This is a genomic window from Sphingomonas citri, from assembly GCF_019429485.1.
In the GTDB taxonomy this organism is placed as follows: Bacteria; Pseudomonadota; Alphaproteobacteria; order Sphingomonadales; family Sphingomonadaceae; genus Sphingomonas; species Sphingomonas citri.
Map to the genome: position 1 here is coordinate 111,972 of NZ_JAHXZN010000003.1, position 19,346 is coordinate 131,317.

The following is a 19,346-nucleotide window of genomic DNA, read 5'->3' on the forward strand; positions in this document are numbered from 1 at the left end:
GGGGCTCAGCGCAGCTCGCCGTCCGCGTCATATTTGAGTTCGAGGTAGCGGCCCTGCACCGCGATGCCGTCGAGCGCGCCGCGGCCGAGCTGCGAGTCGACGCGGGCGAGTTCGCCGTCGAGCAGCCGCAGCCCGTTCTCGAGCAGCAGGTCCGGCGCGGGCGCACCGTCGCGCGCGCTGCCGCGCAGCGAGATCGGCACCGCGCGCCAGCCGTCGACCAGATCGGGCAGCTCGACCGCGATGAGCGCGCGGACCTGCGCCGCAGCGGGGCTACGCGGGTCGAGCTGCGCGAGCCGCGGCGCGAGCGTCTCGAGCCGGTGTGCCATCGCTTCGCTCAGCCGCAGCGCGGGCGGCGGCAGCCCGCGGCGCTGTGCGGCGAGCCACACAGCAGCCTCGGCGGCGAGGTCGGGCAGCGCCGCGCCGGCGAGCGCCTCGCGCCCCGGCGCGCGCGGCGCCGCGCGGATCAGCACCAGCGCCGTCAGCAGCAGCATCAGCGCCGCGGCGACCGCGAGCGCCACCGCCGGCGCGACCGCGATCGCGAGCAACGCCCAGACCAGCAGCGACGCCGCGGCGGCGAGCACGACCCGCACGAGCAGCCGGCGCTGCCGCCGCGCGCGCGCCTCACGCTCGCGCCGCGCCTGCGCGCGTCCCTCGGGCGAGACGCGGCGCAGCAGTTCCTCGGCCTGGGTGAGGCCGACGTCGGCGAAGCCCGCGGCGACGCTGCGCGCGCGCTCGATCATCGGTTCGCCTCGGCGGGAATCGGGTTCCATCCCGGGAGGTTGCCGCTGTTCGGCGGCGCGGTCCAGTGAGTCGCCGCGGCGCGCTCAGATCTGCGCCAGGCCGCCGTCGGCGAAGACCTCGCTGCCGGTCATGAAGCTGCTGTCCGACGAGGCGAGGAAGGCCGCGACCGCGGCGATCTCGTCGGGCTGGCCGACGCGGCCGATCGGCGTGCCCGCGCCCAGCTCCACCATCGCATCGCGGCCGACCACCTCCTGCGCCAGTTCTGTCAGCGTCGGCCCGGGCGAGAGCACGTTGACGCGGATGCCGGTGCCGCGCAGGTCCTGCGCCCAGCTGCGCGCGAAGTTGCGCACCGCCGCCTTGGTCGCGCTGTAGACGCTGAACGCGGGCGTGCCCATCGAACCGGTCGTCGAGCCGGTGAGGATGATCGAGCCGCCCGCGCGCATCAGCGGCAGCGCCGCCTGCACGGTGAACAGCACGCCCTTCACGTTGATGTCGAAGGTGCGCTGATACTGTTCCTCGGTGATCTGGCCGAGCGGGACGAGATCGCCGTGGCCGGCGTTGGCGAACAGCACGTCGAGCGTGCCGCGCTCGGCCTTCACCTGATCGAACAGCCGCGCGAGGTCGGCGAGGTCGGACACCGATCCCTGCACCGCGCGCACGTTGCCGCCGAGCGCCGCTACCGCTCGGTCGAGCGGCTCCTGCCGACGCCCGGTGACGTAGACGAACGCACCCTCGTCGACGTAGCGCTTCGCGGTCGCGAAGCCGATACCGGTCCCGCCGCCGGTCACTACCGCGGTCTTGCCATCCAGTCTCTTCATGGTCGTCTGCTCCGTTCGTTTGAACTGGCGCAGAGCTGATGGCGTGCCTACCTGACGACAAGTATGAACCTTTTGGTAAGTACCTCTAATATGACGAACGCTACCGACCTCCCTGCGCCCGGCTTCAGCTGCGGGCTCGACGCCACGCTCCGCGTCATCGCGGGCAAGTGGAAGCCGCTGATCATCTACTTCCTCGTGCAAGGGCCCAATCGCTACGGAGCGCTCAAGCGCGCGGTCCGCGGCGTCAGCGACAAGATGCTGATCCAGCAGCTCAAGGAGCTGGAGGCCGACGGCATCATCACGCGTCACGACTATCAGGAAGTGCCGCCGCGGGTGGATTACACGTTGACCCCGCTCGGACGGAGTCTCGCCATTGCGCTGGCGCCGCTGTGCGAGTGGGGCAGCGCGAACATGGCGGCGGTGACGCACCTGCTCGAGGAGCGCGCGCGCTGGCAGGCGACCCCGCCCGCCCACGCGACCGCCGGCGGCTGACGGACGCGAGAAGATCGTTACTCCCCTGGTAACTTTTACCGCTTCGCCCGCGTTGGCGCCGGCGTATAGTTCGCGGGAAACAAGGGGATTACGGGATGATGCACCGCCGCGCCGCCGCGCTCGTGATGGTTTTGCCGCTCGCCGCCTGCGGGGTGAACAGCGTCCCCACCGCCGAGGAGAACGCCAAGGCGCGCTGGGCCGACGTGCAGAACGAATATCAGCGCCGCGCCGACCTGATCCCCAACCTCGTCGCGACGGTGAAGGGCTATGCCAAGCAGGAGTCGGACGTGCTCACCCGCGTCACCGAGGCGCGCGCCTCGGCCAATCGCGTCCAGGTGAGCGGCGATCAGCTCAGCGACCCGGCCGCGGTGCAGCGCTACGCCGCCGCGCAGAACGCGGTGACGCTGTCGCTGCAGCGGCTGCAGGAGGCCTATCCCGACCTCAAGTCGAACCAGAACTTCCTCTCGCTCCAGTCGCAGCTGGAGGGGACCGAGAACCGCATCACCATCGCGCGGCGCGACTACAACCAGGCGGTGCAGGAGTATAACACGCGAATCCGCACCTTCCCCGACGCGGTCGGCGCCAAGATCTTCTACGGCGCCAAGCCGCTCGTCCCGTTCCAGGCGACGAGCCCCGGCGCCGAGCAGGCTCCCACGGTCAACTTCGGCAGCTGAGCCGCGACGATGATCGCGCGCGCGCCGGGGCGCGAGTCGATGCGGCGCTGGTGCGCGCTGCTCGTGGCGTTGCTGTGGCTGGCGGTAGCGGCGAGTGCGACCGCGCAGCAGTTCCCGCCGCTCACCGGCCGGGTGGTCGACGCCGCCAAGCTGCTCGATGCCGACCAGGTGCGCCAGCTCGAGCAGCTCTCCGCCGCGGTCGAGCAGGCCTCGTCGCGCCAGCTCGTCGTCGCCACCGTGCCGAGCCTTCAAGGCTATACGATCGAGGACTATGGCTATCGGCTCGGGCGCGCCTGGGGCATCGGCCAGAAAGGCGCCAACAACGGCGTGATCCTGCTCGTCGCGCCGAGCGAGCGCAAGGTGCGGGTCGAGGTCGGCTACGGGCTCGAGCCGATCGTCACCGACGCTTATGCCAGCATCGTCGTCAATCAGACCATCCTGCCGCGCTTCCGCGACGGCGACATGGCGGGTGGGATCGTCGCCGGCGCGCAGCAGCTCGCCGATCAGCTCAAGCTGCCGCTCGAGGCCGCCGAGCGTCGCGCCGCGCAGGCCAGCGCCAAGCCGGCGCGCGCGGACGACGGCGGCGACTGGGCGGTCGCGGCCTTCTGGATCGCGGTGGTGCTCGTCTTCGTGCTGCTGCCGCTGCTGCGCCGCTCGGCCGGCGGGAAGCGCTATCGCGGCGGGTTCGCGCCGGTGGTGATCTGGGGCGGCGGCTCGGGCTGGGGCGGCGGCTCGTCGGGCGGCGGCTTCTCCGGCGGCGGCTTCTCCGGCGGTGGCGGCTCGTTCGGCGGCGGCGGCGCGAGTGGGAGCTGGTGATGGCGCGGCTGGTGCTCACCCCTGCGGAACGCGCCGCGGTGACCGAGGCCGTCACCGCGGCCGAGCGCGCCACCGACGGCGAGATCGTCACCGTGGTGAGCGAGCGCTCCGACGCCTATCACGACGTCGGGCTCCATTACGCGCTGCTCGCCACGCTGGCGGTGCCCGCGGCGGCGGCGCTATGGCCGGCGTCGCTCACGCCCGGCAACGGCTGGGGCGAGTCGCGCGCGACCGCGCTCGCGCTGCTGCTGGTAACGCAGGCGGCGACCTTCCTCGTCGCGCGACTGCTGCTCGCCTGGATGCCGCTGCGTTTAGCGCTGACCCCGCGCGCGACGAGGCGGCGACGCGTGCGCCGGCGCGCGCTGCTCTATTTCCGCCTCGCCGCCGAGCGTCGCACCGCCGGGCGCGAGGCGGTGCTGCTCTACCTCTCGGCCGACGAGCGCGCCGCCGAGATCGTCGCCGACCGCGCAGTCCACGCCGCGGTGCCGGCGGAGCGCTGGGGCGCGGCGATGGCGGCGCTGGTCGATTCGATGCGGGCGGGGCAGGCGGGCGACGGCATGGTCGCGGCGGTGGGCGCGATCGGCGCGATCCTGGCCGAGCAGCTGCCCAAGAGCGCGAGCGACGTCAACGAGCTGCCCGACCGCGTGATCGAGCTGTGAGGCACGCGGCCCGCCGCGGTTGACCCGACGCGTCCGCGCCGTCACAGCGCGCCGCCTATGACCCGCCCCGGCTTCGCCTTCTCCACCCGCTTCCGCGTGCGCTACGCCGAGATCGACGGCCAGCGCGTCGTCTTCAACTCGCGCTACCTCGAATATGCCGACGTCGCCGCGACCGAGTTCTGGCGTGCGAGCGGCATCGCCAAGGCGCTCGGCCCGGTGTGGGAGGACAGCGAGTTCCACATTCGCCGCGCCGAGCTCGACTATCTCGCGCCCTTCACCTGGGGCGACGAGGTCGAGGCGCATGTGCGGGTCGAGAAGCTCGGCACCACCAGCATGACGCTGCGCTTCGAGCTAACCAACCCGGCCACCGGCGCGCTGTGCAGCGTGATCACGATGGTAAGCGTCAACGTCCACCTGCCGACCGGCCGGCCCGTGCCGATCGCCGACGCGGTGCGCGCCTATGTCGAGGCGCTGCCGCGCGGGTGAGGGGCTACTGCCCGTCGCTCTCGCCGCGGCCGGCGCCGACCGCGCTGTCCTCGCCGGTGGCGCGGCCGCCGTCCTTCTTCGGATACGCCTCCGGCGTGGTGCCGCCCTGGTTCTTGACCGCCTGCTCGTCGCCCGCGTCGCGGACGGTGCCGTCCTGGCGGAAATCGCCGCCCGGCTTGTTCGGCTGCTCGCTCATGTCACTCTCCTTCGCTGCGTGCCTAACGAGCCGGGAGCGCCAGGAGTTCAGCCGTCGCGCCGGCGCTCGATCAGCCAGGGGCGTGGGCGGCCGGTCGGCTTGGCGGTGCCGTCGAGCCGGATCGCCTTGTTGACGCGGACCGGCTGGAGCATCAGCGTGCCCTTCATCCCGCCGCCGGTGGGCTCGGCCAGGATGCGCTTCACCGTCGCCTGCCCCGCCACCACGCGGCCGAAAGCGGCATAGCCGGGGTTGGTCGGTGTCCAGTCCATCGAGGGGATGGCGCCGACGGTGATGAACCAATTGCCGTTCGCCGCGCCGGGCGGGCCGAGCCGCGCCATCGAGATTGTCATGTCGAGATGCTTGATCCCGGTCTGCTTGGTCGATTCGTGCGGGATCGTGTCGAGGAAGCGGCGCGCGTCGGTGCGGATGCCCGACTGGATGAAGCCGTAGCGCGGGTCGCGCTTGTTGCGCGCGGTGCGGTAGAAGCTGACCCCGTCGAACCGCCCGTCGTCGACGTAGCGCATGAAATTGGCGGTGGTCACCGGCGCGTGGCGCGAGTCGAGCGCGAGCACGATCGGGCCGTCGGCCGTCTCGAGCCGGACCCGCACCCAGCCGGGCGTGGCGCGGTCGGCGCGCTGCGCCGCGGCGGGCGGGGAGAGCAAAGCGGCGAGCGCGACGAGCGGGAGGAGGGGGCGCATGCGCCCGGCGCTAGGTCGCGCGGCGCGCGCGTGCAAGCCGTGAGCGTGCCTCACTCCCGCGAGGCGATCAGCGCGGGGCCGAGCGCGCGAGCAGCGCGACGAGATCGTCCTTCCACAGCCGCGCCCAGGTGTGGCTGCCGTGGCCGCGAGTCGCGACGCTCTCGGGGATCAGCCGGAAACGCGCGTCGCGCATCCGCTTCACCGCCTGCACGGGATAGTCGAGCGCGCGCGGGTTGATGAAATCGTCCGCCGAGTTGATCCAGGTCAGCGGCGCGGTGATCGCTTCCAGCCGCGGCCAGGGATCGTAGCTGCGCGACGAATCGAGCGCCCAGATCAGGTCGTTGGCGTCGAGCCCCTTGAGCGAGGCGGCGACGCGCTGGCGCGCATAATCGGCCGCGGCGTCGCGCATCGGATAGGCGTCCTGCAGGTAGATCGGCGCGCCGCCGGCGACGAACAGCAGCGCGGCCGCGCCGCGCAGCCCGGCGAGCGGCTGCGCCCGGTAGCGCCCGCCGGCATAGGCTGGGTCGGCGGTGATCGACTCGATCGCGAGCTGGCGCCACATCCGGTTGAGCCCGGCGATCTGGACGGCCTCGCAGCCCAGCGGCATCAGCGCGCGCGCCGCGTCGGGCCAGCGCTCGCCCCACATCAGTGCGTGCATGCACCCCATCGACGTGCCCATCAGCAGCCGCAGCCGCCTGATCCCGAGCGTCTGGGTCACCAGCCGGTGCTGGAACGCGACCATGTCGTCGTAATCGTAGCGCGGGAATTCGGGACCGCTGCCGTCCGACGGCTTGGACGAGCCGCCGTGCCCGATATTGTCGGGCAGGATGACGTAGTAGCGCGTGATATCCAGCGGCTGGCCGGGGCCGTAGAGCTCGTCGGCGAACTGCGGCTGGAGGAACTGCTTGCCGGTCCCGCCGGTGCCGTGGAGCACCATCACCGCATTGTCGATGTCGCCGCGCGCGTCGCGGTGCGGGGTGCCGAGCGTGGTGTAGTGGAGCCGCACGCGCGCCATCGTCCCGCCCGCGGCGAAGGTGACGTCGCGCAGCTCGGCGTCGGCCTCGCGTGTCGGCCAAGTGCGCGAAGCGGCAGGCTGCGGCGCCGCGGCGGTGATCGGCGGGCGCTGGCCCTGCTGCTGCGCGAGCGCGGGCGAAGCGGCGAGCCCGACCAGGGCGAGGAGTGAGCGGAACATGCCCCCTTGTCGGCGAGCCGCCGCGGGGGCGCAAGCGGTGCTCAGTCCGCGGTGCGCGCGCGCAGCAGCCGCACGAACGCGCCGATCGGGCAGCTCCGCTCGGGGCCGCCCGCGCAACCGGGGATCGGCAGCCGGGTCACGGATTCGCCGCGCGCGAGGCGGCGCAGCTGGGTCGGAGACTGGGTGCGATAGGTCACGCGGACGAAGCGCGCCCCGGCGCGGCCGCGCAGTAGCTCCAGCACGAGCGCGCCACCGGGCGCGACGTCGCCGGCGGCATAGCCCGGCGCGGTCAGCGTCACGCCCAGCACCGCGGCGAGTGCGGTCACGTTGGTATCATGCCCGACCAGCAGCTCGATCGCGGGACCGTCGCGCGCGGTGAGCCGCTCCTCGACGCGGCGGGCGAGCGGCCCCGCCTGGCGCGCCGCCATATAGGGCGGCCGCGAGAAGACGTCGAACAGCGCGGCGTGGAGCGCGCCGAGGCGGCGCAGCGAAGCGGCGTCGACCCGCGCCCAGGGCGTGCGCGCGGTCAGTCCCTCGGCATATTGCAGCAGCAGCACCTGCGCCGTGCCCGAGACGTCGCGGATCGGGCCGCTCAGTTCGATCGCGCGCCCGTCGGCGCTGGGGCGCAGCGTCGCGGGCGCATCGGGACTGCAGCCCGCCGCATCGCCGCAGCCCAGCGCGCGGTCGAGCTCGGCGCGCTGCCGCCGGTAGCGATCCGCCATGTGCTCGACCCCGCCGGTATAGGCCTGAATCGACTCGATCGCGGCGCGCGGGTCGAACCGCGCCGCGCCCGCGCGCAGCGGCTCGAACAAGGGATCGACCTCGCCCGCGCCGCGATGCCCGACCGGGACCGCGCAGCCAGGAGCGAGTCCCTCCACCAGCGCGGCGCCGCTGGCGATGGTCCGCTCGGCGGTGTTGGTCCAGACGCTCAGCTGCCCCGGGGCGGGGCAGTGCCCGCGCGCGGTGAGGCCGAGCGAGTCGAGCCAGCGGCGCGCCAGCGCGCCCTCGTTCCGCAGCGCGCGCGCGCCGTGCGGGGTGAGCCGCTCGGGCGCGACCGGCCAGCGCGGCCACGGCACGTCGGTGCGCGTGCCCTCGGGCACCTCGCCCGGGATCGGCGCGCGCACGCCGTGGCGGACCAGCGCGACCACCCGCTCGACGCGGAGCTCGTGCGGTCGCACGGCACCGCGCGGCGCGGCGTGGAGCGGCGCGGCGAGTAGAAGCGCGAGCGGCGCCAGCGATCGTGTCCAGCGTGTAATCCGTCCCGTCATGTCCGCCTGCGTCTCCGCCACTGCCCGCGGCTAGCATTATAGCCGCGCGGTGCTGGCCACCGTTGCACTGGTGTGACGACGCTACCGTGACAGTGCAGGACAGAGGTCGTCCGAGCACGCGCCGGGGCGCCGCGGGGGCCGCCTGATCGCTCGGCTACACCAAAGCGTCCAGCAGCAGCACGAACACCAGCCCGAACGTGCCGACCAGCGTCTCCATCAGCGACCAGGAGCGGAACGTGTCGCGCAGGCTGAGCCCGAAATATTCCTTGAACATCCAGAAGCCCGAGTCATTCACGTGGCTGCACATCAGGCTGCCGGCGCCGATCGCGAGCACCATCAGGTTGGGGTTGGCGCCGCTGCTGGCGAGCAGCGGCGCGACCAGCCCGCCCGCGGTGAGCCCCGCCACGGTCGCCGAGCCGAGCGCGATCCGGATCACGCAGGCGAGCAGCCAGCCGAGCACCAGCGGCGGGATCGGCAGCGTCGCGAGCTCGGCGGCGAGCACGCGGTCGGCGCCGCTCTCCACCAGGACCTGCTTGAGCGCGCCGGCGCCGGCGATGATGAGCAGGATCGGCGCGATGTCGCGCGTCGCGCCCGCGAAGCTCTCCATCATGCGCGGCAGCGGCAGGCCACTGCCCGCGCCCAGAGCGAGCATCGCGATGGCGATCGCCACCAGCAGCACCACCGTCGGGTTGCCGACGAAGCGCACCGCCGCGGCGAGGTCGGGCGACAAAGCGAGATAGCCGAGCGCGGTGGTGCCCGCGATCAGCCCGACCGGCAGCAGCGCGCACAGGAAGCTCACCGCGGTGCCGGGCAGCCGGCGCTCGGCGGTGTCGTCGCTGCCGAACAGCGCCGAGGGCGGCGACTGGATGTTCTTCAGCGTCATCGCGAACAGCGGGCCGGCGATAAGCAATGTCGGCACGCCGACGATCAGGCCGTAGATCAGCGTCTGGCCTAGGTCGGCGCCGAGCTGGGTCACCAGCGCGGTGGGCGACGGGTGCGGCGGCAGGAAGCCGTGCGCGATCGACAGGCCCGCGAGCAGCGGCATGCCGACATGCACCGGCGGCAGCTTGGCCCGCGCCGTGATCGAGAAGATCAGCGGCACCATCAGAACGAAGCCGACGTTGTAGAAGAGCGGGATGCCGACCAGGAAGCCCGTCGCCGCCATCGCCAGCGGCAGTCGCCGCGGGCCGAACAGCGCGATCAGCGCGTCGGCGATGCGCCGCGCCGCGCCGCTGTCGGCGATCAGCTTGCCCGCCATCGCGCCGAGCACCACGATCACGACCAGCGGACCGATCGTGTCGCCGATGCCCTTCTCGATCGCCTTGGGGATGGTCTCGAGCGGCACGCCGAGCAGCACGCCCCCCAGCAGCGCGGCGATGACGAAGGCGACCAGCGGCGGCGCCTTGGCGAGCGCCACCAGCAGGATCAACAGCACGATGACGAGGGCGATTGCGAGCAACGTCATGCCGGCTGGGCGACCATATCTATCCTCTCCCGCGCGGACGGTTCACCCGCGACCATGGCGGCGGCGCCGTCGCACCGCAACCGCGGCTTTGGTCGCGGGACGGGACGCGCTAGAGCGACGCGCGTGACCGAGATCGTTCCCGACAGCCAGCACCGCGGCCTCGTCGCCGCGCTCCCGCCGCTCCCGCGCGCGCTCGCGCTGCTCGCCCGGCTCGATCGGCCGATCGGCTGGTGGTTGCTGTTCTGGCCCGGCGCCTGGGCGGTCGCGCTCGCCGGGGGGGTGGTGGAGCGCTGGCCGCTGCTGCTGTGGCTGCTGCTGGGCAGCGTGGCGATGCGCGGCGCGGGCTGCGTCTACAACGATATCGTCGACCGCGAGCTCGACGCCAGCGTGGCGCGTACGCGCCACCGCCCGCTCGCCAGCGGCCAGGTGTCGCTCGGCGCCGCCTGGGCATGGCTGGTGGCATTGTGTCTGATCGGGCTGGTGGTGCTGCTCCAGCTGCATCTCTACGCCGCGATCGTATCGCTCGCCGCGCTCGCGCCGGTCGCCGCCTATCCCTTCATGAAGCGGATCACCTGGTGGCCGCAGGTGTGGCTCGGGCTGGTCTTCTCCTGGGCGGCGCTGGTCGGCTGGAGCGAGGTGTGGGGCGCGCTCACCGCGCCTGGCCTGATGCTCTACGCCGGCGCGATCTGCTGGGTGGTCGGCTATGACACGATCTACGCGCTGCAGGACCGTGAGGACGACGCTTTGATCGGGATCGGCTCGTCGGCACTGGCGATGGGGCGGCACGTCCGAGCCGGCGTCGCACTCTGCTACGCGCTCGCGCTGGCTTTATGGGCGGCCGCCTTCTGGCAGGTCCGCGCCGACCTTCTGGTGCTCGCCGCGCTGGCGCCGATGGCGCTCCACCTCGGCTGGCAGGCGACGACGCTGGTGCCCGACGACGGCGCCGGCGCGCTCGCGCGCTTCCGCAGCAACCGTTTCGCCGGGCTGCTGATGTTCCTCGCCTGCGCGGCGGTGGGAACGCGCCTGTAGCGCGTGCCGCACGCTCAGCTCGCCAGGCGCGGGAAGCCGGCACGGAACGCGGCCACCTTGGGCTTGTCCCAGCGCACGATATAGGGGTGGTACGGGTTGCGCCGGAAGAAGTCCTGGTGCTCCGCCTCGGCCGGGTAAAAGGTGCCGCTCTCCACCTTGGTCGCAATCGGGCGCTGGAACGCGTGTGCGGCGGCAAGCTGCGCGATATAGGCGTTGGCCACCGCGCGCTGCTCGGGCGTCTGCGCGAAGATCGCGGAGCGGTAGCTGGTGCCGACGTCGGGGGTCTGGCGGTTCACCTGCGTCGGGTCGTGCGCCACCGAGAAGTACACGCGCAGCAGCGTCGCGTAGCTCACGGCGCGTGGGTCGTAGCGGACGCGGATAGCCTCCGCGTGCCGCGTCGTCTCGCTGCTGACGTCGCGATAGTTGGCGGTCGCCGCGGTGCCGCCCGCGTAGCCGGCGGTGACGTCGCGCACGCCGCGGACCTGCTGGAACACCGCTTCCATGCCCCAGAAGCAGCCGCCCGCGAGCACCGCGGTCTGCAACCCCGGCGTCGGGGCGACGTCGCGCGCGGCGGCGGGGATCGGCACCGCCCGCTCCGCCTGCGCCGCGCCGCAGCCGGTCAGCGCAAGAGCGCCGAACGTGAGCGCGGCGAGGCGGTAGGTGAGGGGCTTGGTCATGCCGCTGAAGATGGGGAGCGCGCGACGCGCCGGCAACATGGATCAGCGCCTTTCATCGCCCGCGCGGATCGCGGGCGGCGATACAACGATCAGCGCGCGACGTGGGTCGCGGCGTAGGCGTTCGCGGGCGTCTCGGCCTGGCTGGCGTGGATCCCGAGCATCGCCGCCGCGCCGATCAGGAAGCCGCCGGCGAACTGGCGCGCGAAGCTGGACTTGATGAAGCGGTGCATAACGTTACTCTCTTCTCTCCGGCCGCTGGCGCGGCCGCTCCGATATCGCGGGCGCCACACGCGCCCTAGGGCTGGAGGGATAGGGATCGGGCGATGAACGAACTCCGATCGAGGCGTTCATCTCGCGCCCATATAGGCGCGGCTTACGTGCGCCGATATGTCAACGTTCGAACAGAATCGTTTCCGTTCGTGACAGTCACGCCACTCAGCGCAGCGCGGCGCAGGCCTGCTGGATACGGTGGCACGCCTCGGTCAGCAGCGCTTCGGAGGTGGCGTAGCTGATCCGCATCGCCGGCGAGACGCCGAAGGCGACGCCCTGCACCGCGGCCACCTTCGCATCGTCGAGCAGATAGCCGACGAAGTCGCTGTCGGTCTCGATCTTTCGCCCCGCCGGGGTCGCCTTGCCGATCACGCCGCTCACGTCAGGGTAGACGTAGAAGGCGCCCTCGGGCGTGGGACAGGTGATGCCCGCGGCCTCGTTGAGCATGCCGACGACGAGGTCGCGGCGCTTCTGGAAGGCGGCGGCGCGTTCCTTGAGGAACGACTGGTCGCCGGTCAGCGCCGCCACCGCGGCGGCCTGCGCGATCGAGCAGGGGTTGCTGGTCGACTGCGACTGGAGCTTGCTCATCGCCTTGATCAGCCACGGCGCCCCGCCGGCGAAGCCGATCCGCCAGCCGGTCATCGCATAGGCCTTGGAGCAGCCGTTCACCGTCAGCGTGCGCTCGTACAGCGACGGGCAGACCTCGGCGATCGTGGCGAAGCGGAAGTCGTCGTAGACGATATGCTCGTACATGTCGTCGGCGAAGATCCACACGTGCGGGTGGCGCTCGAACACCGCGCCCAGCTCTCGAAGCTCGTCGACGGTGTAGGCCGCGCCGGTCGGGTTCGACGGCGAGTTGAGGATCACCCACTTGGTGCGCGGCGTGATCGCCGCCTCGAGCATCGCGGGCGTCAGCTTGTAGCCGACATCGGCGCCGGCGGCGACGATCACCGGGGTGGCGCCGGCGAACTGCACCACGTCGGGGTAGCTCACCCAGTAAGGCGCGGGCACGATCACCTCGTCGCCGGCGTCGAGCGTCGCCACCAGCGCGTTGAACAGCGTGTGCTTGCCGCCGACGTTCACGCTGATCTGAGCGGGGGTGTAGTCGAGCCCGTTGTCGCGCTTGAACTTGGCGACGATCGCCTCCTTCAGCTCGGGCGTGCCGTCGACGTTGGTGTACTTGGTCTTGCCCGCGCGGATCGCCGCGATCGCGGCCTCCTTGACGAACTCGGGCGTGTCGAAGTCGGGCTCGCCCGCACCCAGCCCGATCACGTCGACCCCGGCGCGCTTCAGCTCCAGCACGCGGCTGGTGATCGCCAGCGTCGGCGAGGGGTTGATGCGGTCGAGCGCGGCGGAGGTGTGCATGGCGGGCGCCTTCGTTGAGGAAGCGCGCGTGCCTATGCGACGGGCGTCCTCATTGTGCAACCGCGAGCGTGGCCGGCATCAGCCCGCGCAGCGCATTGCCGAGCAGGAATCCGCCCGCGAGGTCGTACGGGGTGAGGTCCCCCTCGATCGCGCGGCGCTGCGCGATCAGCTCGGCGCGCAGCACGCCGGGCAGCAGCGGGCCGTCGCGCGGCGTCACCAGCGTCTCGCCGCATTCGACGAAGACGGTCGTGAAGCTGCCCTCGGTGAGGCGTCCGTCGGGGGCAACGAACACCACTTCGTCCGCGCCGGCGGCGCGGCGCGCGCGATCGTAGAAGCCGCGGTCGCTGGTCTTGTGGCGCAGCCGCCAGTCGCGCGGCGTCACCGGCAACGGCGCCAGTGCGACGCGCAGCGGGGCGAGCCGGGGCACGGGCGGCGGGGTCACCTCGATCGCGATCGCGCCGGAGGGGGCCAGCAGCAGCCGCACGCGCGCGCGCTCGCGCAGCCGGAAGGTCGCCGCCTGGAGTTCGTTGCGCGCGGCGTGGCGGTCGAAGTCGAAGCCGAGCGCCGCCGCGCTCGCCTTCATCCGCGCGAGATGGCGGTCGACCAGCAGCAGCCCCTCCAGCGGGTCGAAGGCGATCGTCTCGATCAGGTCGGGCGTGGTCACCGCGCGCGCGACGAAAGCGGCCTTGGCGAGCGCCTCGTCCCACTCCTCGTCGGCGCGCGAATCGGCGACGATCCCGCCGCCGACGCCGAGCAGCGCCGCGTCAGCGTCCGTGGCGAGCGTCAACGTGCGGATCGCGACGCTGAACTGCGCGTCGCCGTTCGCGTCGATCCGCCCGATCGCGCCGGTGTAGACGTCGCGCGCGCTGCCGCGCTCGATCGCGGTGATCGCCTGCATCGCGCGCACCTTGGGCGCCCCGGTGATCGAGCCGCACGGGAACAGCGCGGCGAGCACGTCGGCGGCGTCGCGCCCCGAAGCCAGCGCCGCGGTGACCGTCGAGGTGAGCTGGTGGACGCTGGGGTAATGTTCCACCGCGAACAGCTCGGGGACGTCGACGCTGCCCGCGACCGCGACGCGCGCGAGATCGTTGCGCATCAGGTCGACGATCATCAGGTTCTCGGCGCGCTGCTTGGCGTCAACGGCGAGCCGCTCGGCCGCGGCTCGGTCGGCGGCGGGCTCGGCCTCGCGCCGCGCCGTCCCCTTCATCGGGCGGCAGGTGAGCCGGTCGCCGTCGAGCGCGACGAACAGCTCGGGCGAGAAGGACAGCAGCATATGCTCGCCGGTGGCGACGATCGCCCCCCAGCCGGCGCGCGCGTGCGGGCGCAGCCGCGCGTAGAGCGCGAGCGGGTCACCCAGCACCGGCACGCGCGTGCGGAAGGTGAGGTTGAGCTGGTAGAGGTCGCCCGCCGCGATCAGCGCCTGCGCCTGGGCGAACATCGCGTCATACTCTTCGCGCGTCGGCTCGGGCTCGGGTGCGCCGAGCCAGCTCGCCGCCGCCTCGGGCAGCAGCGCGGCGACGTCGTCGACCGTCTGCCAGCCGTCGAACAGCCCGAACCAGGCGAGCGGCGGCGCGTCGGCCGCACGCGGCGCGACCTGCGCGCTCGGCTCGAACGCCGCCCCCGCGCCATAGGCGAGGAAGCCCGCAGCGTCCGTCCCCGCCGCCTCGCGCAGCAGCGCCGGCACCGCCGCGGGCGTGTCGGCGCGCAGCACGCGGCGCGGGTTCGTGTAGAGCCGCGCCGGACTCGCACCCGGTCGCGCGTCGTCGAGCAGCACGAAGGGCGGTTCGAGCACCATGAGCCGGTGATGCCCGCGCGCCGCCGCGCCGGCAAGTCGGCTAGCCTCGACTCGTCGCGGGCAAGTCGCGGGAAGGAGGGCAATTGGGTCTCCACCGCCGGGTCGACGGCTGTGACAAGTGCGAGCGCCGCCGCTATGCGGGGCGCGCGCGGCACGTTCGGACCGCGTCAGGCGCGAGCTTAGGAGCGAGCAATGAGCGACACCCCGCTGCGCGCGGCGATCATCCCCGTCACCCCGCTCCAGCAGAACTGCACGCTGATCTGGTGCACCGCGACGATGCGCGCCGCGGTGGTCGACCCTGGCGGCGACCTGCCCAAGATCACCGCCGCGATCGCGCGCGCCGGCGTGACGGTGGAGAAGATCCTGCTCACCCACGGCCATATCGACCATGCCGGCGCGGCCAAGCCGCTCGCCGACTCGCTCGGCGTGCCGATCGAGGGGCCGCACGAGGACGATCGCTTCTGGCTGGCGCGGCTCGACGAGGACGGCCGGCAATGGGGTGTCGAGGGCCATGTGTTCGAGCCGAGCCGCTGGCTGGTCGAGGGCGACACGGTGCGCGTCGGCGAGCTGGTGCTCGACGTCTATCACACGCCGGGGCACACCGCCGGCCACGTCATCTTCCACCACGCGCCGTCGAACTTCGCGCAGGTCGGCGACGTGCTGTTCCAGAACTCGATCGGACGCACCGACCTGCCGCAGGGCAATTTTCCGCAGCTGATCGAGTCGATCGTCACGAAACTTTGGCCGCTGGGCGACGCCACCGCCTTCATTCCGGGCCACGGCCAGCCGAGCACCTTCGCGCACGAGCGCCGCCACAACATGTTCGTGAGCGACCGGGTGCTCGCGCAATGATCCTCGGCCGCGAGTGATTCGCGTGAAGGCGCGGGGACTTGCGCTTCGTTGCCGGTGGCATCAATTGCGCCGCTCGCTCGTTGGTGACGCAGCGGAGAGACAGGTGACGGCGACTTGCAACAGTGGCGGAAATCGCTATAGGCGCGGGGCTTCGCGATACGAGCCGATGCCCGGCTGTCCGCCGCGGCCGGCTCAAGCGTCGGCCGCGCGGCCCCGGACATCGGCTCGTCGCTGTTACGAACTCTTAGATAGATCAAGGTGCCGCGATGGCCGTCCCCAAGCGAAAGACTTCCCCCTCCCGCCGCGGCATGCGTCGCGCGCACGACGCGCTCTCGGTGGAGGCGTTCCAGGAGTGCCCGAACTGCGGCGAGCTGAAGCGCCCGCACAACCTGTGCACCGCCTGCGGTCACTACAACGGTCGCGAGGTCATCGCGGTCGACGCCTGACCGCGGGTAGTCTCCCGCGTCTGAGCATCAGGAGTTGGGTCCAGTGATGTCCGACAGGTCCCGGATCGCCGTCGATGCGATGGGCGGCGACGAGGGGTTGGCGGTCATGCTGGCCGGGGTGGCGCGTGCGCGCCGCCGCTTCGACGACGTCAGCTTCCTGCTGGTGGGCGATGAGGCGGCGATCTCGGAGGGGCTGAAGAGCCACCCGAACCTCTCGCAGCATTCCGAGATCGTCCACGCCCCCGACGTGATCGCGGGTGACGAGAAGCCGAGTCAGGCGATCCGCCGCGCGCGCACCACCTCGATGGGCGTCGCGATCGATCTGGTGAAGCAGGGGCGCGCCGGCGCGGCGGTCTCGTCGGGCAATACCGGCGCGCTGATGGCGATGGCCAAGCTGTCGCTGCGCACCATGCCCGGCATCGACCGCCCCGCGCTCGCCGCGCTGCTGCCGACGCTGGGCGACAATGACGTGGTGGTGCTCGATCTCGGTGCCAACACCGAGTGCGACGCGCGCAACCTCGTCCAGTTCGCGGTGATGGGCGCGGCCTACGCGCGCACCACGCTCGACCTCGGATCGCCACGAGTCGCGCTGCTCAACATCGGCAGCGAGGACCAGAAGGGCACCGAGGAGATCCGCGACGCCGCGCAGATGCTGCGCGTGGCGGGGCATCTGCCGATGAACTTTACCGGCTTCGTCGAGGGCGACCGGCTGTCGCGCGGCGAGCACGACGTGATCGTGTGCGACGGCTTCTCGGGCAATATCGCGCTCAAGACCGCCGAGGGCACCGCGCGCTTCGTCGGCGACCTGCTCAAGCGCGCCTTCACCAGCTCGGTCCGCTCCAAGCTGGGCTTCCTGATCTCGCGACCCGCGACCGAGCTGCTGCGCGACCATCTCGATCCGAACAACCACAATGGCGCGGTCTTCCTCGGGCTCAACGGGCTGGTGCTCAAGAGCCACGGCAGCGCCAACGAGCGCGGCGTCGCCACCGCGATCGGCAACGCCGCCAAGATGGTGAAGGCCGATCTGGCGCGCCGCATCGCCGAGGACCTGCGCCACTTCGAAGCGAAGGCCGCCGCATGATCCGTGCCGTGCTGACGGGGACGGGTTCCGCTCTCCCCGCGCGCCGCGTCTCCAACGCCGAGCTGGCCGAGCGGGTCGACACGTCCGACGAGTGGATCGTCGAGCGCACCGGCATCCGCTTCCGCCATATCGCGGGCGAGGGCGAGACCACCGCGACGCTGGCGCGCGACGCCGCGGTCGCCGCGATCGCCGCCGCGGGTGTAACGCCGCAGGACATCGACCTGATCGTGCTGGCCACCGCCACGCCCGACAACACCTTCCCCGCCACCGCCACCAAGGTGCAGGCGATGCTGGGGATCGACGACTGCGTCGCGTTCGACGTCGCCGCGGTCTGCTCGGGCTTCCTCTACGCGGTGCAGGTGGCGGACAGCATGATCCGCGCCGGCGCGCACCGCCGCGCGCTGGTGATCGGCGCCGAGACCTTCAGCCGACTGCTCGACTGGGAGGATCGCACCACCTGCGTGCTGTTCGGCGACGGCGCGGGCGCGATCGTGCTCGAGGCGGGCGACTCGGCCGACGACAACGCCGATCCCGCCGCGCGGGGCATCCTGGCGACTCGGCTTCACGCCGACGGTCGCCACAACGAGTTGCTCTACGTCGACGGTGGTCCCTCGACCACCGGCACCGTCGGCAAGCTGCGCATGAAGGGCCGAGAGGTGTTCCGGCACGCGGTGGTCAATCTCGCCGCGGTAATGGAGGAGGCACTCGTCGCGGCGGGGCTGCCGACCGAGTCGGTCGACTGGGTCGTCCCACATCAGGCCAATGCCCGCATACTCGACGCCACCGCGCGCAAGCTGTCGCTGCCTGCCGAGAAGGTGGTGATGACGGTCGACCAGCACGCCAATACATCCGCCGCCTCGGTGCCGCTGGCCCTCGATCAGGCGGTACGCGACGGGCGCATCCGGCCGGGCCATATCGTCGTGCTCGAGGCGATGGGCGGCGGATTCACCTGGGGCGCGGCGGTGCTGCGCTACTGACCCTGACTGGCGGTCACCGATCGACAAGATAACGATTGCGTTATAACGAACGGGAATGACAGTCATTTAACTTCGAAGGGGGGTTGCGGTCATGGTGGAGGCGGGCACGCTCACGCGCGCTGATCTGGCGGAGGCGCTGCACCGGCGCGTCGGTCTCTCGCGCGCTGATTCGGCGCGCATGGTCGAGCAGATCCTGGAGAAGATGTGCGGCGCCCTGGCCGAGGGCGAGAACGTCAAGATCTCGGGCTTCGGCACCTTCGTGCTGCGCGACAAGGGCGAGCGGATCGGGCGCAATCCCAAAACCGGCGTGGAAGTGCCGATCGCGCCGCGCCGAGTGCTGACCTTCCGCGCCAGCCAGATGATGCGCGACCGCATCGCGGGCGCCAGCTGACGATCGTGGCGTCGGACGAGAAATCCGCCGCCGCCTTCCGGACGATCGGCGAGGTCGCCGCGGCGACCGGGGTCGCCCCGCACGTGCTGCGCTACTGGGAGGAACGCTTCCCGCAGCTCCGCCCGGTGACCCGCGCCGGCAACCGCCGTTACTATCGCCCCGCCGACATCGCGTTGATCGAGCGGATCGCCGCGCTGCTGGGCGGCGAGGGCTATACCATCCGCGGGGTCCAGCAACTGCTCGCGCGCGAGCGCTCAAAAAGCCGCGGCGCCACGCCCCCGGTCTCGCCCGCGCCGAGCGCCGGTGACGGTCCCGCGCCGAGCGAGACGAACCAGTCGCAGCACGAGTTGCAGGGCGAGGCCGCCACGCTCGCGCGCGTGCGGGTGGTGCGCGACTGGATCGCCGCCGCGCTGAACGACGATCGCGCTTAATCCCCGCTGCTCTCCACCAGCGCGTCGCGTAGCGCCTGCACCTGCCCGTTGAGCGCGGCGAGCTGGTCGATCGACAGTCGCGAGCGCTCCAGCAGCCGCTCCGCCAGGCAGCCGCAGCGCGCGCGCATCGCCTGCCCCGCCTCGGTGAGGAACACCCGCACCTGACGCTCGTCGTCCGGGTTCCGCCGACGCTCGACCAGACCTGCCGTCTCCATCCGCTTCACCAGCGGCGTGATCGTGCTCGACTCGAGCGCGAGCCGCTCGGCGATCGCGCCGACGCTGCGCCCGTCCTGCTCCCACAGCGCATGCAGCACGAGATATTGCGGGTAGGTGATGCCAAGCTGGTCGAGCAGCGGCTTGTACGCCCGCCCGACCGCCATGCTGGCGGCGTAGAGCGAGAAGCAGAGCTGTTGGTCGAGCGGCAGCGGAACGGACATTCACGTCATCCTTTCCCGCCACATAGCCCATTCCTTATCGCGATACAAATACCGCTGGACAAGCCCCGCCGGCCAGACTAGCAGCTATGT

Annotated in this window: 24 protein-coding genes; 12 read left to right on the plus strand and 12 right to left on the minus strand. The window is 71.9% G+C overall.

The genetic code is table 11. The features are described from left to right. Window positions 1-5: 5 nt before the first annotated feature. Window positions 6-740 carry a hypothetical protein gene (locus KZ820_RS10945; protein WP_219748668.1) on the minus strand — a complete coding sequence of 245 codons (735 nt, stop codon included), beginning with the start codon at window positions 738-740 and terminating at the stop codon, window positions 6-8. Between the two features lie 84 nt (window positions 741-824). Further along, window positions 825-1,559, minus strand: coding sequence for an SDR family NAD(P)-dependent oxidoreductase (locus tag KZ820_RS10950; RefSeq protein ID WP_219748669.1), 735 nt, complete (start codon window positions 1,557-1,559; stop codon window positions 825-827). Window positions 1,560-1,649: 90 nt separating this feature from the next. Between KZ820_RS10950 and KZ820_RS10955 the strand changes: the two genes are divergently transcribed. The 5 genes from KZ820_RS10955 to KZ820_RS10975 all read left to right on the plus strand — a co-directional run bounded on the left by KZ820_RS10955 (window position 1,650) and on the right by KZ820_RS10975 (window position 4,686). After that, on the plus strand, window positions 1,650-2,051 hold the full coding sequence (locus tag KZ820_RS10955) for a winged helix-turn-helix transcriptional regulator (protein ID WP_219748670.1): 402 nt from the start codon (window positions 1,650-1,652) through the stop codon (window positions 2,049-2,051). Between the two features lie 95 nt (window positions 2,052-2,146). Continuing rightward, window positions 2,147-2,725 carry a LemA family protein gene (locus KZ820_RS10960; protein WP_219748671.1) on the plus strand — a complete coding sequence of 193 codons (579 nt, stop codon included), beginning with the start codon at window positions 2,147-2,149 and terminating at the stop codon, window positions 2,723-2,725. Window positions 2,726-2,734: 9 nt separating this feature from the next. Further along, a complete protein-coding gene (locus tag KZ820_RS10965) occupies window positions 2,735-3,541 on the plus strand; it encodes a TPM domain-containing protein (protein WP_258048090.1) in 807 nt (268 codons plus the stop codon). Next, window positions 3,541-4,200, plus strand: a complete 660-nt coding sequence (locus tag KZ820_RS10970) for a TPM domain-containing protein (protein ID WP_219748672.1) — start codon at window positions 3,541-3,543, stop codon at window positions 4,198-4,200. Before KZ820_RS10965 ends, KZ820_RS10970 begins: the two co-directional genes overlap by 1 nt. Before the next feature lie 57 nt (window positions 4,201-4,257). Continuing rightward, entirely contained in the window at window positions 4,258-4,686 is a 429-nt protein-coding gene (locus KZ820_RS10975) for an acyl-CoA thioesterase (RefSeq protein ID WP_219748673.1), read from the plus strand. Between the two features lie 4 nt (window positions 4,687-4,690). On the opposite strand, the gene KZ820_RS10980 is transcribed toward KZ820_RS10975, so the two are convergent. From KZ820_RS10980 to KZ820_RS11000, 5 genes are all read right to left on the minus strand, one after another. Next, the gene (locus KZ820_RS10980) at window positions 4,691-4,882 is read right to left on the minus strand and encodes a hypothetical protein (protein ID WP_219748674.1); all 192 of its coding nucleotides are present in this window, start codon (window positions 4,880-4,882) and stop codon (window positions 4,691-4,693) included. 47 nt (window positions 4,883-4,929) lie between these two features. Then, entirely contained in the window at window positions 4,930-5,580 is a 651-nt protein-coding gene (locus KZ820_RS10985; protein WP_219748675.1) for a peptidylprolyl isomerase, read from the minus strand. Between the two features lie 67 nt (window positions 5,581-5,647). Continuing rightward, window positions 5,648-6,772 (minus strand): alpha/beta fold hydrolase, encoded by a 1,125-nt coding sequence (locus KZ820_RS10990; RefSeq protein ID WP_219748676.1) that lies wholly within the window; start codon window positions 6,770-6,772, stop codon window positions 5,648-5,650. A gap of 41 nt (window positions 6,773-6,813) precedes the next feature. Next, complete coding sequence (locus KZ820_RS10995; protein ID WP_219748677.1) at window positions 6,814-8,040, minus strand: histidine-type phosphatase; 1,227 nt, start codon at window positions 8,038-8,040, stop codon at window positions 6,814-6,816. Window positions 8,041-8,194: 154 nt separating this feature from the next. Continuing rightward, window positions 8,195-9,505: a gluconate:H+ symporter gene (locus KZ820_RS11000; protein WP_219748678.1), complete on the minus strand. Its 1,311-nt coding sequence runs from the start codon at window positions 9,503-9,505 to the stop codon at window positions 8,195-8,197. Window positions 9,506-9,628: 123 nt separating this feature from the next. On the opposite strand from KZ820_RS11000, the gene ubiA reads away from it, so the two are divergent. Beyond that, the gene (ubiA, locus tag KZ820_RS11005; protein WP_308462199.1) at window positions 9,629-10,534 is read left to right on the plus strand and encodes a 4-hydroxybenzoate octaprenyltransferase; all 906 of its coding nucleotides are present in this window, start codon (window positions 9,629-9,631) and stop codon (window positions 10,532-10,534) included. A gap of 14 nt (window positions 10,535-10,548) precedes the next feature. Here the strand turns inward: ubiA and msrA are convergent, their stop codons facing one another. The 4 genes from msrA to pabB all read right to left on the minus strand — a co-directional run bounded on the left by msrA (window position 10,549) and on the right by pabB (window position 14,641). Continuing rightward, the gene (msrA, locus tag KZ820_RS11010) at window positions 10,549-11,211 is read right to left on the minus strand and encodes a peptide-methionine (S)-S-oxide reductase MsrA (RefSeq protein ID WP_219748899.1); all 663 of its coding nucleotides are present in this window, start codon (window positions 11,209-11,211) and stop codon (window positions 10,549-10,551) included. Window positions 11,212-11,300: 89 nt separating this feature from the next. Beyond that, on the minus strand, window positions 11,301-11,441 hold the full coding sequence (locus tag KZ820_RS11015) for a hypothetical protein (RefSeq protein WP_219748680.1): 141 nt from the start codon (window positions 11,439-11,441) through the stop codon (window positions 11,301-11,303). A gap of 205 nt (window positions 11,442-11,646) precedes the next feature. Next, complete coding sequence (locus tag KZ820_RS11020) at window positions 11,647-12,846, minus strand: pyridoxal phosphate-dependent aminotransferase (RefSeq protein ID WP_219748681.1); 1,200 nt, start codon at window positions 12,844-12,846, stop codon at window positions 11,647-11,649. A 49-nt stretch (window positions 12,847-12,895) separates the two neighbouring features. Continuing rightward, a complete protein-coding gene (gene pabB, locus KZ820_RS11025; RefSeq protein WP_219748682.1) occupies window positions 12,896-14,641 on the minus strand; it encodes an aminodeoxychorismate synthase component I in 1,746 nt (581 codons plus the stop codon). A 192-nt stretch (window positions 14,642-14,833) separates the two neighbouring features. On the opposite strand from pabB, the gene KZ820_RS11030 reads away from it, so the two are divergent. The 6 genes from KZ820_RS11030 to KZ820_RS11055 all read left to right on the plus strand — a co-directional run bounded on the left by KZ820_RS11030 (window position 14,834) and on the right by KZ820_RS11055 (window position 18,819). Next, window positions 14,834-15,493 carry an MBL fold metallo-hydrolase gene (locus tag KZ820_RS11030; RefSeq protein ID WP_308462200.1) on the plus strand — a complete coding sequence of 220 codons (660 nt, stop codon included), beginning with the start codon at window positions 14,834-14,836 and terminating at the stop codon, window positions 15,491-15,493. 266 nt (window positions 15,494-15,759) lie between these two features. Then, entirely contained in the window at window positions 15,760-15,939 is a 180-nt protein-coding gene (rpmF, locus tag KZ820_RS11035; RefSeq protein WP_028967316.1) for a 50S ribosomal protein L32, read from the plus strand. A 46-nt stretch (window positions 15,940-15,985) separates the two neighbouring features. After that, complete coding sequence (plsX, locus tag KZ820_RS11040) at window positions 15,986-17,020, plus strand: phosphate acyltransferase PlsX (RefSeq protein WP_219748683.1); 1,035 nt, start codon at window positions 15,986-15,988, stop codon at window positions 17,018-17,020. Beyond that, window positions 17,017-17,997: a beta-ketoacyl-ACP synthase III gene (locus KZ820_RS11045; protein WP_219748684.1), complete on the plus strand. Its 981-nt coding sequence runs from the start codon at window positions 17,017-17,019 to the stop codon at window positions 17,995-17,997. Before plsX ends, KZ820_RS11045 begins: the two co-directional genes overlap by 4 nt. Before the next feature lie 91 nt (window positions 17,998-18,088). Then, on the plus strand, window positions 18,089-18,388 hold the full coding sequence (locus tag KZ820_RS11050; RefSeq protein WP_183922282.1) for an integration host factor subunit alpha: 300 nt from the start codon (window positions 18,089-18,091) through the stop codon (window positions 18,386-18,388). A 2-nt stretch (window positions 18,389-18,390) separates the two neighbouring features. Next, window positions 18,391-18,819 carry a MerR family transcriptional regulator gene (locus KZ820_RS11055; protein ID WP_219748901.1) on the plus strand — a complete coding sequence of 143 codons (429 nt, stop codon included), beginning with the start codon at window positions 18,391-18,393 and terminating at the stop codon, window positions 18,817-18,819. Here KZ820_RS11055 and KZ820_RS11060 read toward each other — a convergent pair. Further along, window positions 18,816-19,256 carry a MarR family winged helix-turn-helix transcriptional regulator gene (locus KZ820_RS11060; RefSeq protein WP_219748685.1) on the minus strand — a complete coding sequence of 147 codons (441 nt, stop codon included), beginning with the start codon at window positions 19,254-19,256 and terminating at the stop codon, window positions 18,816-18,818. The genes KZ820_RS11055 and KZ820_RS11060 overlap by 4 nt on opposite strands. Window positions 19,257-19,346 lie beyond the last annotated feature (90 nt).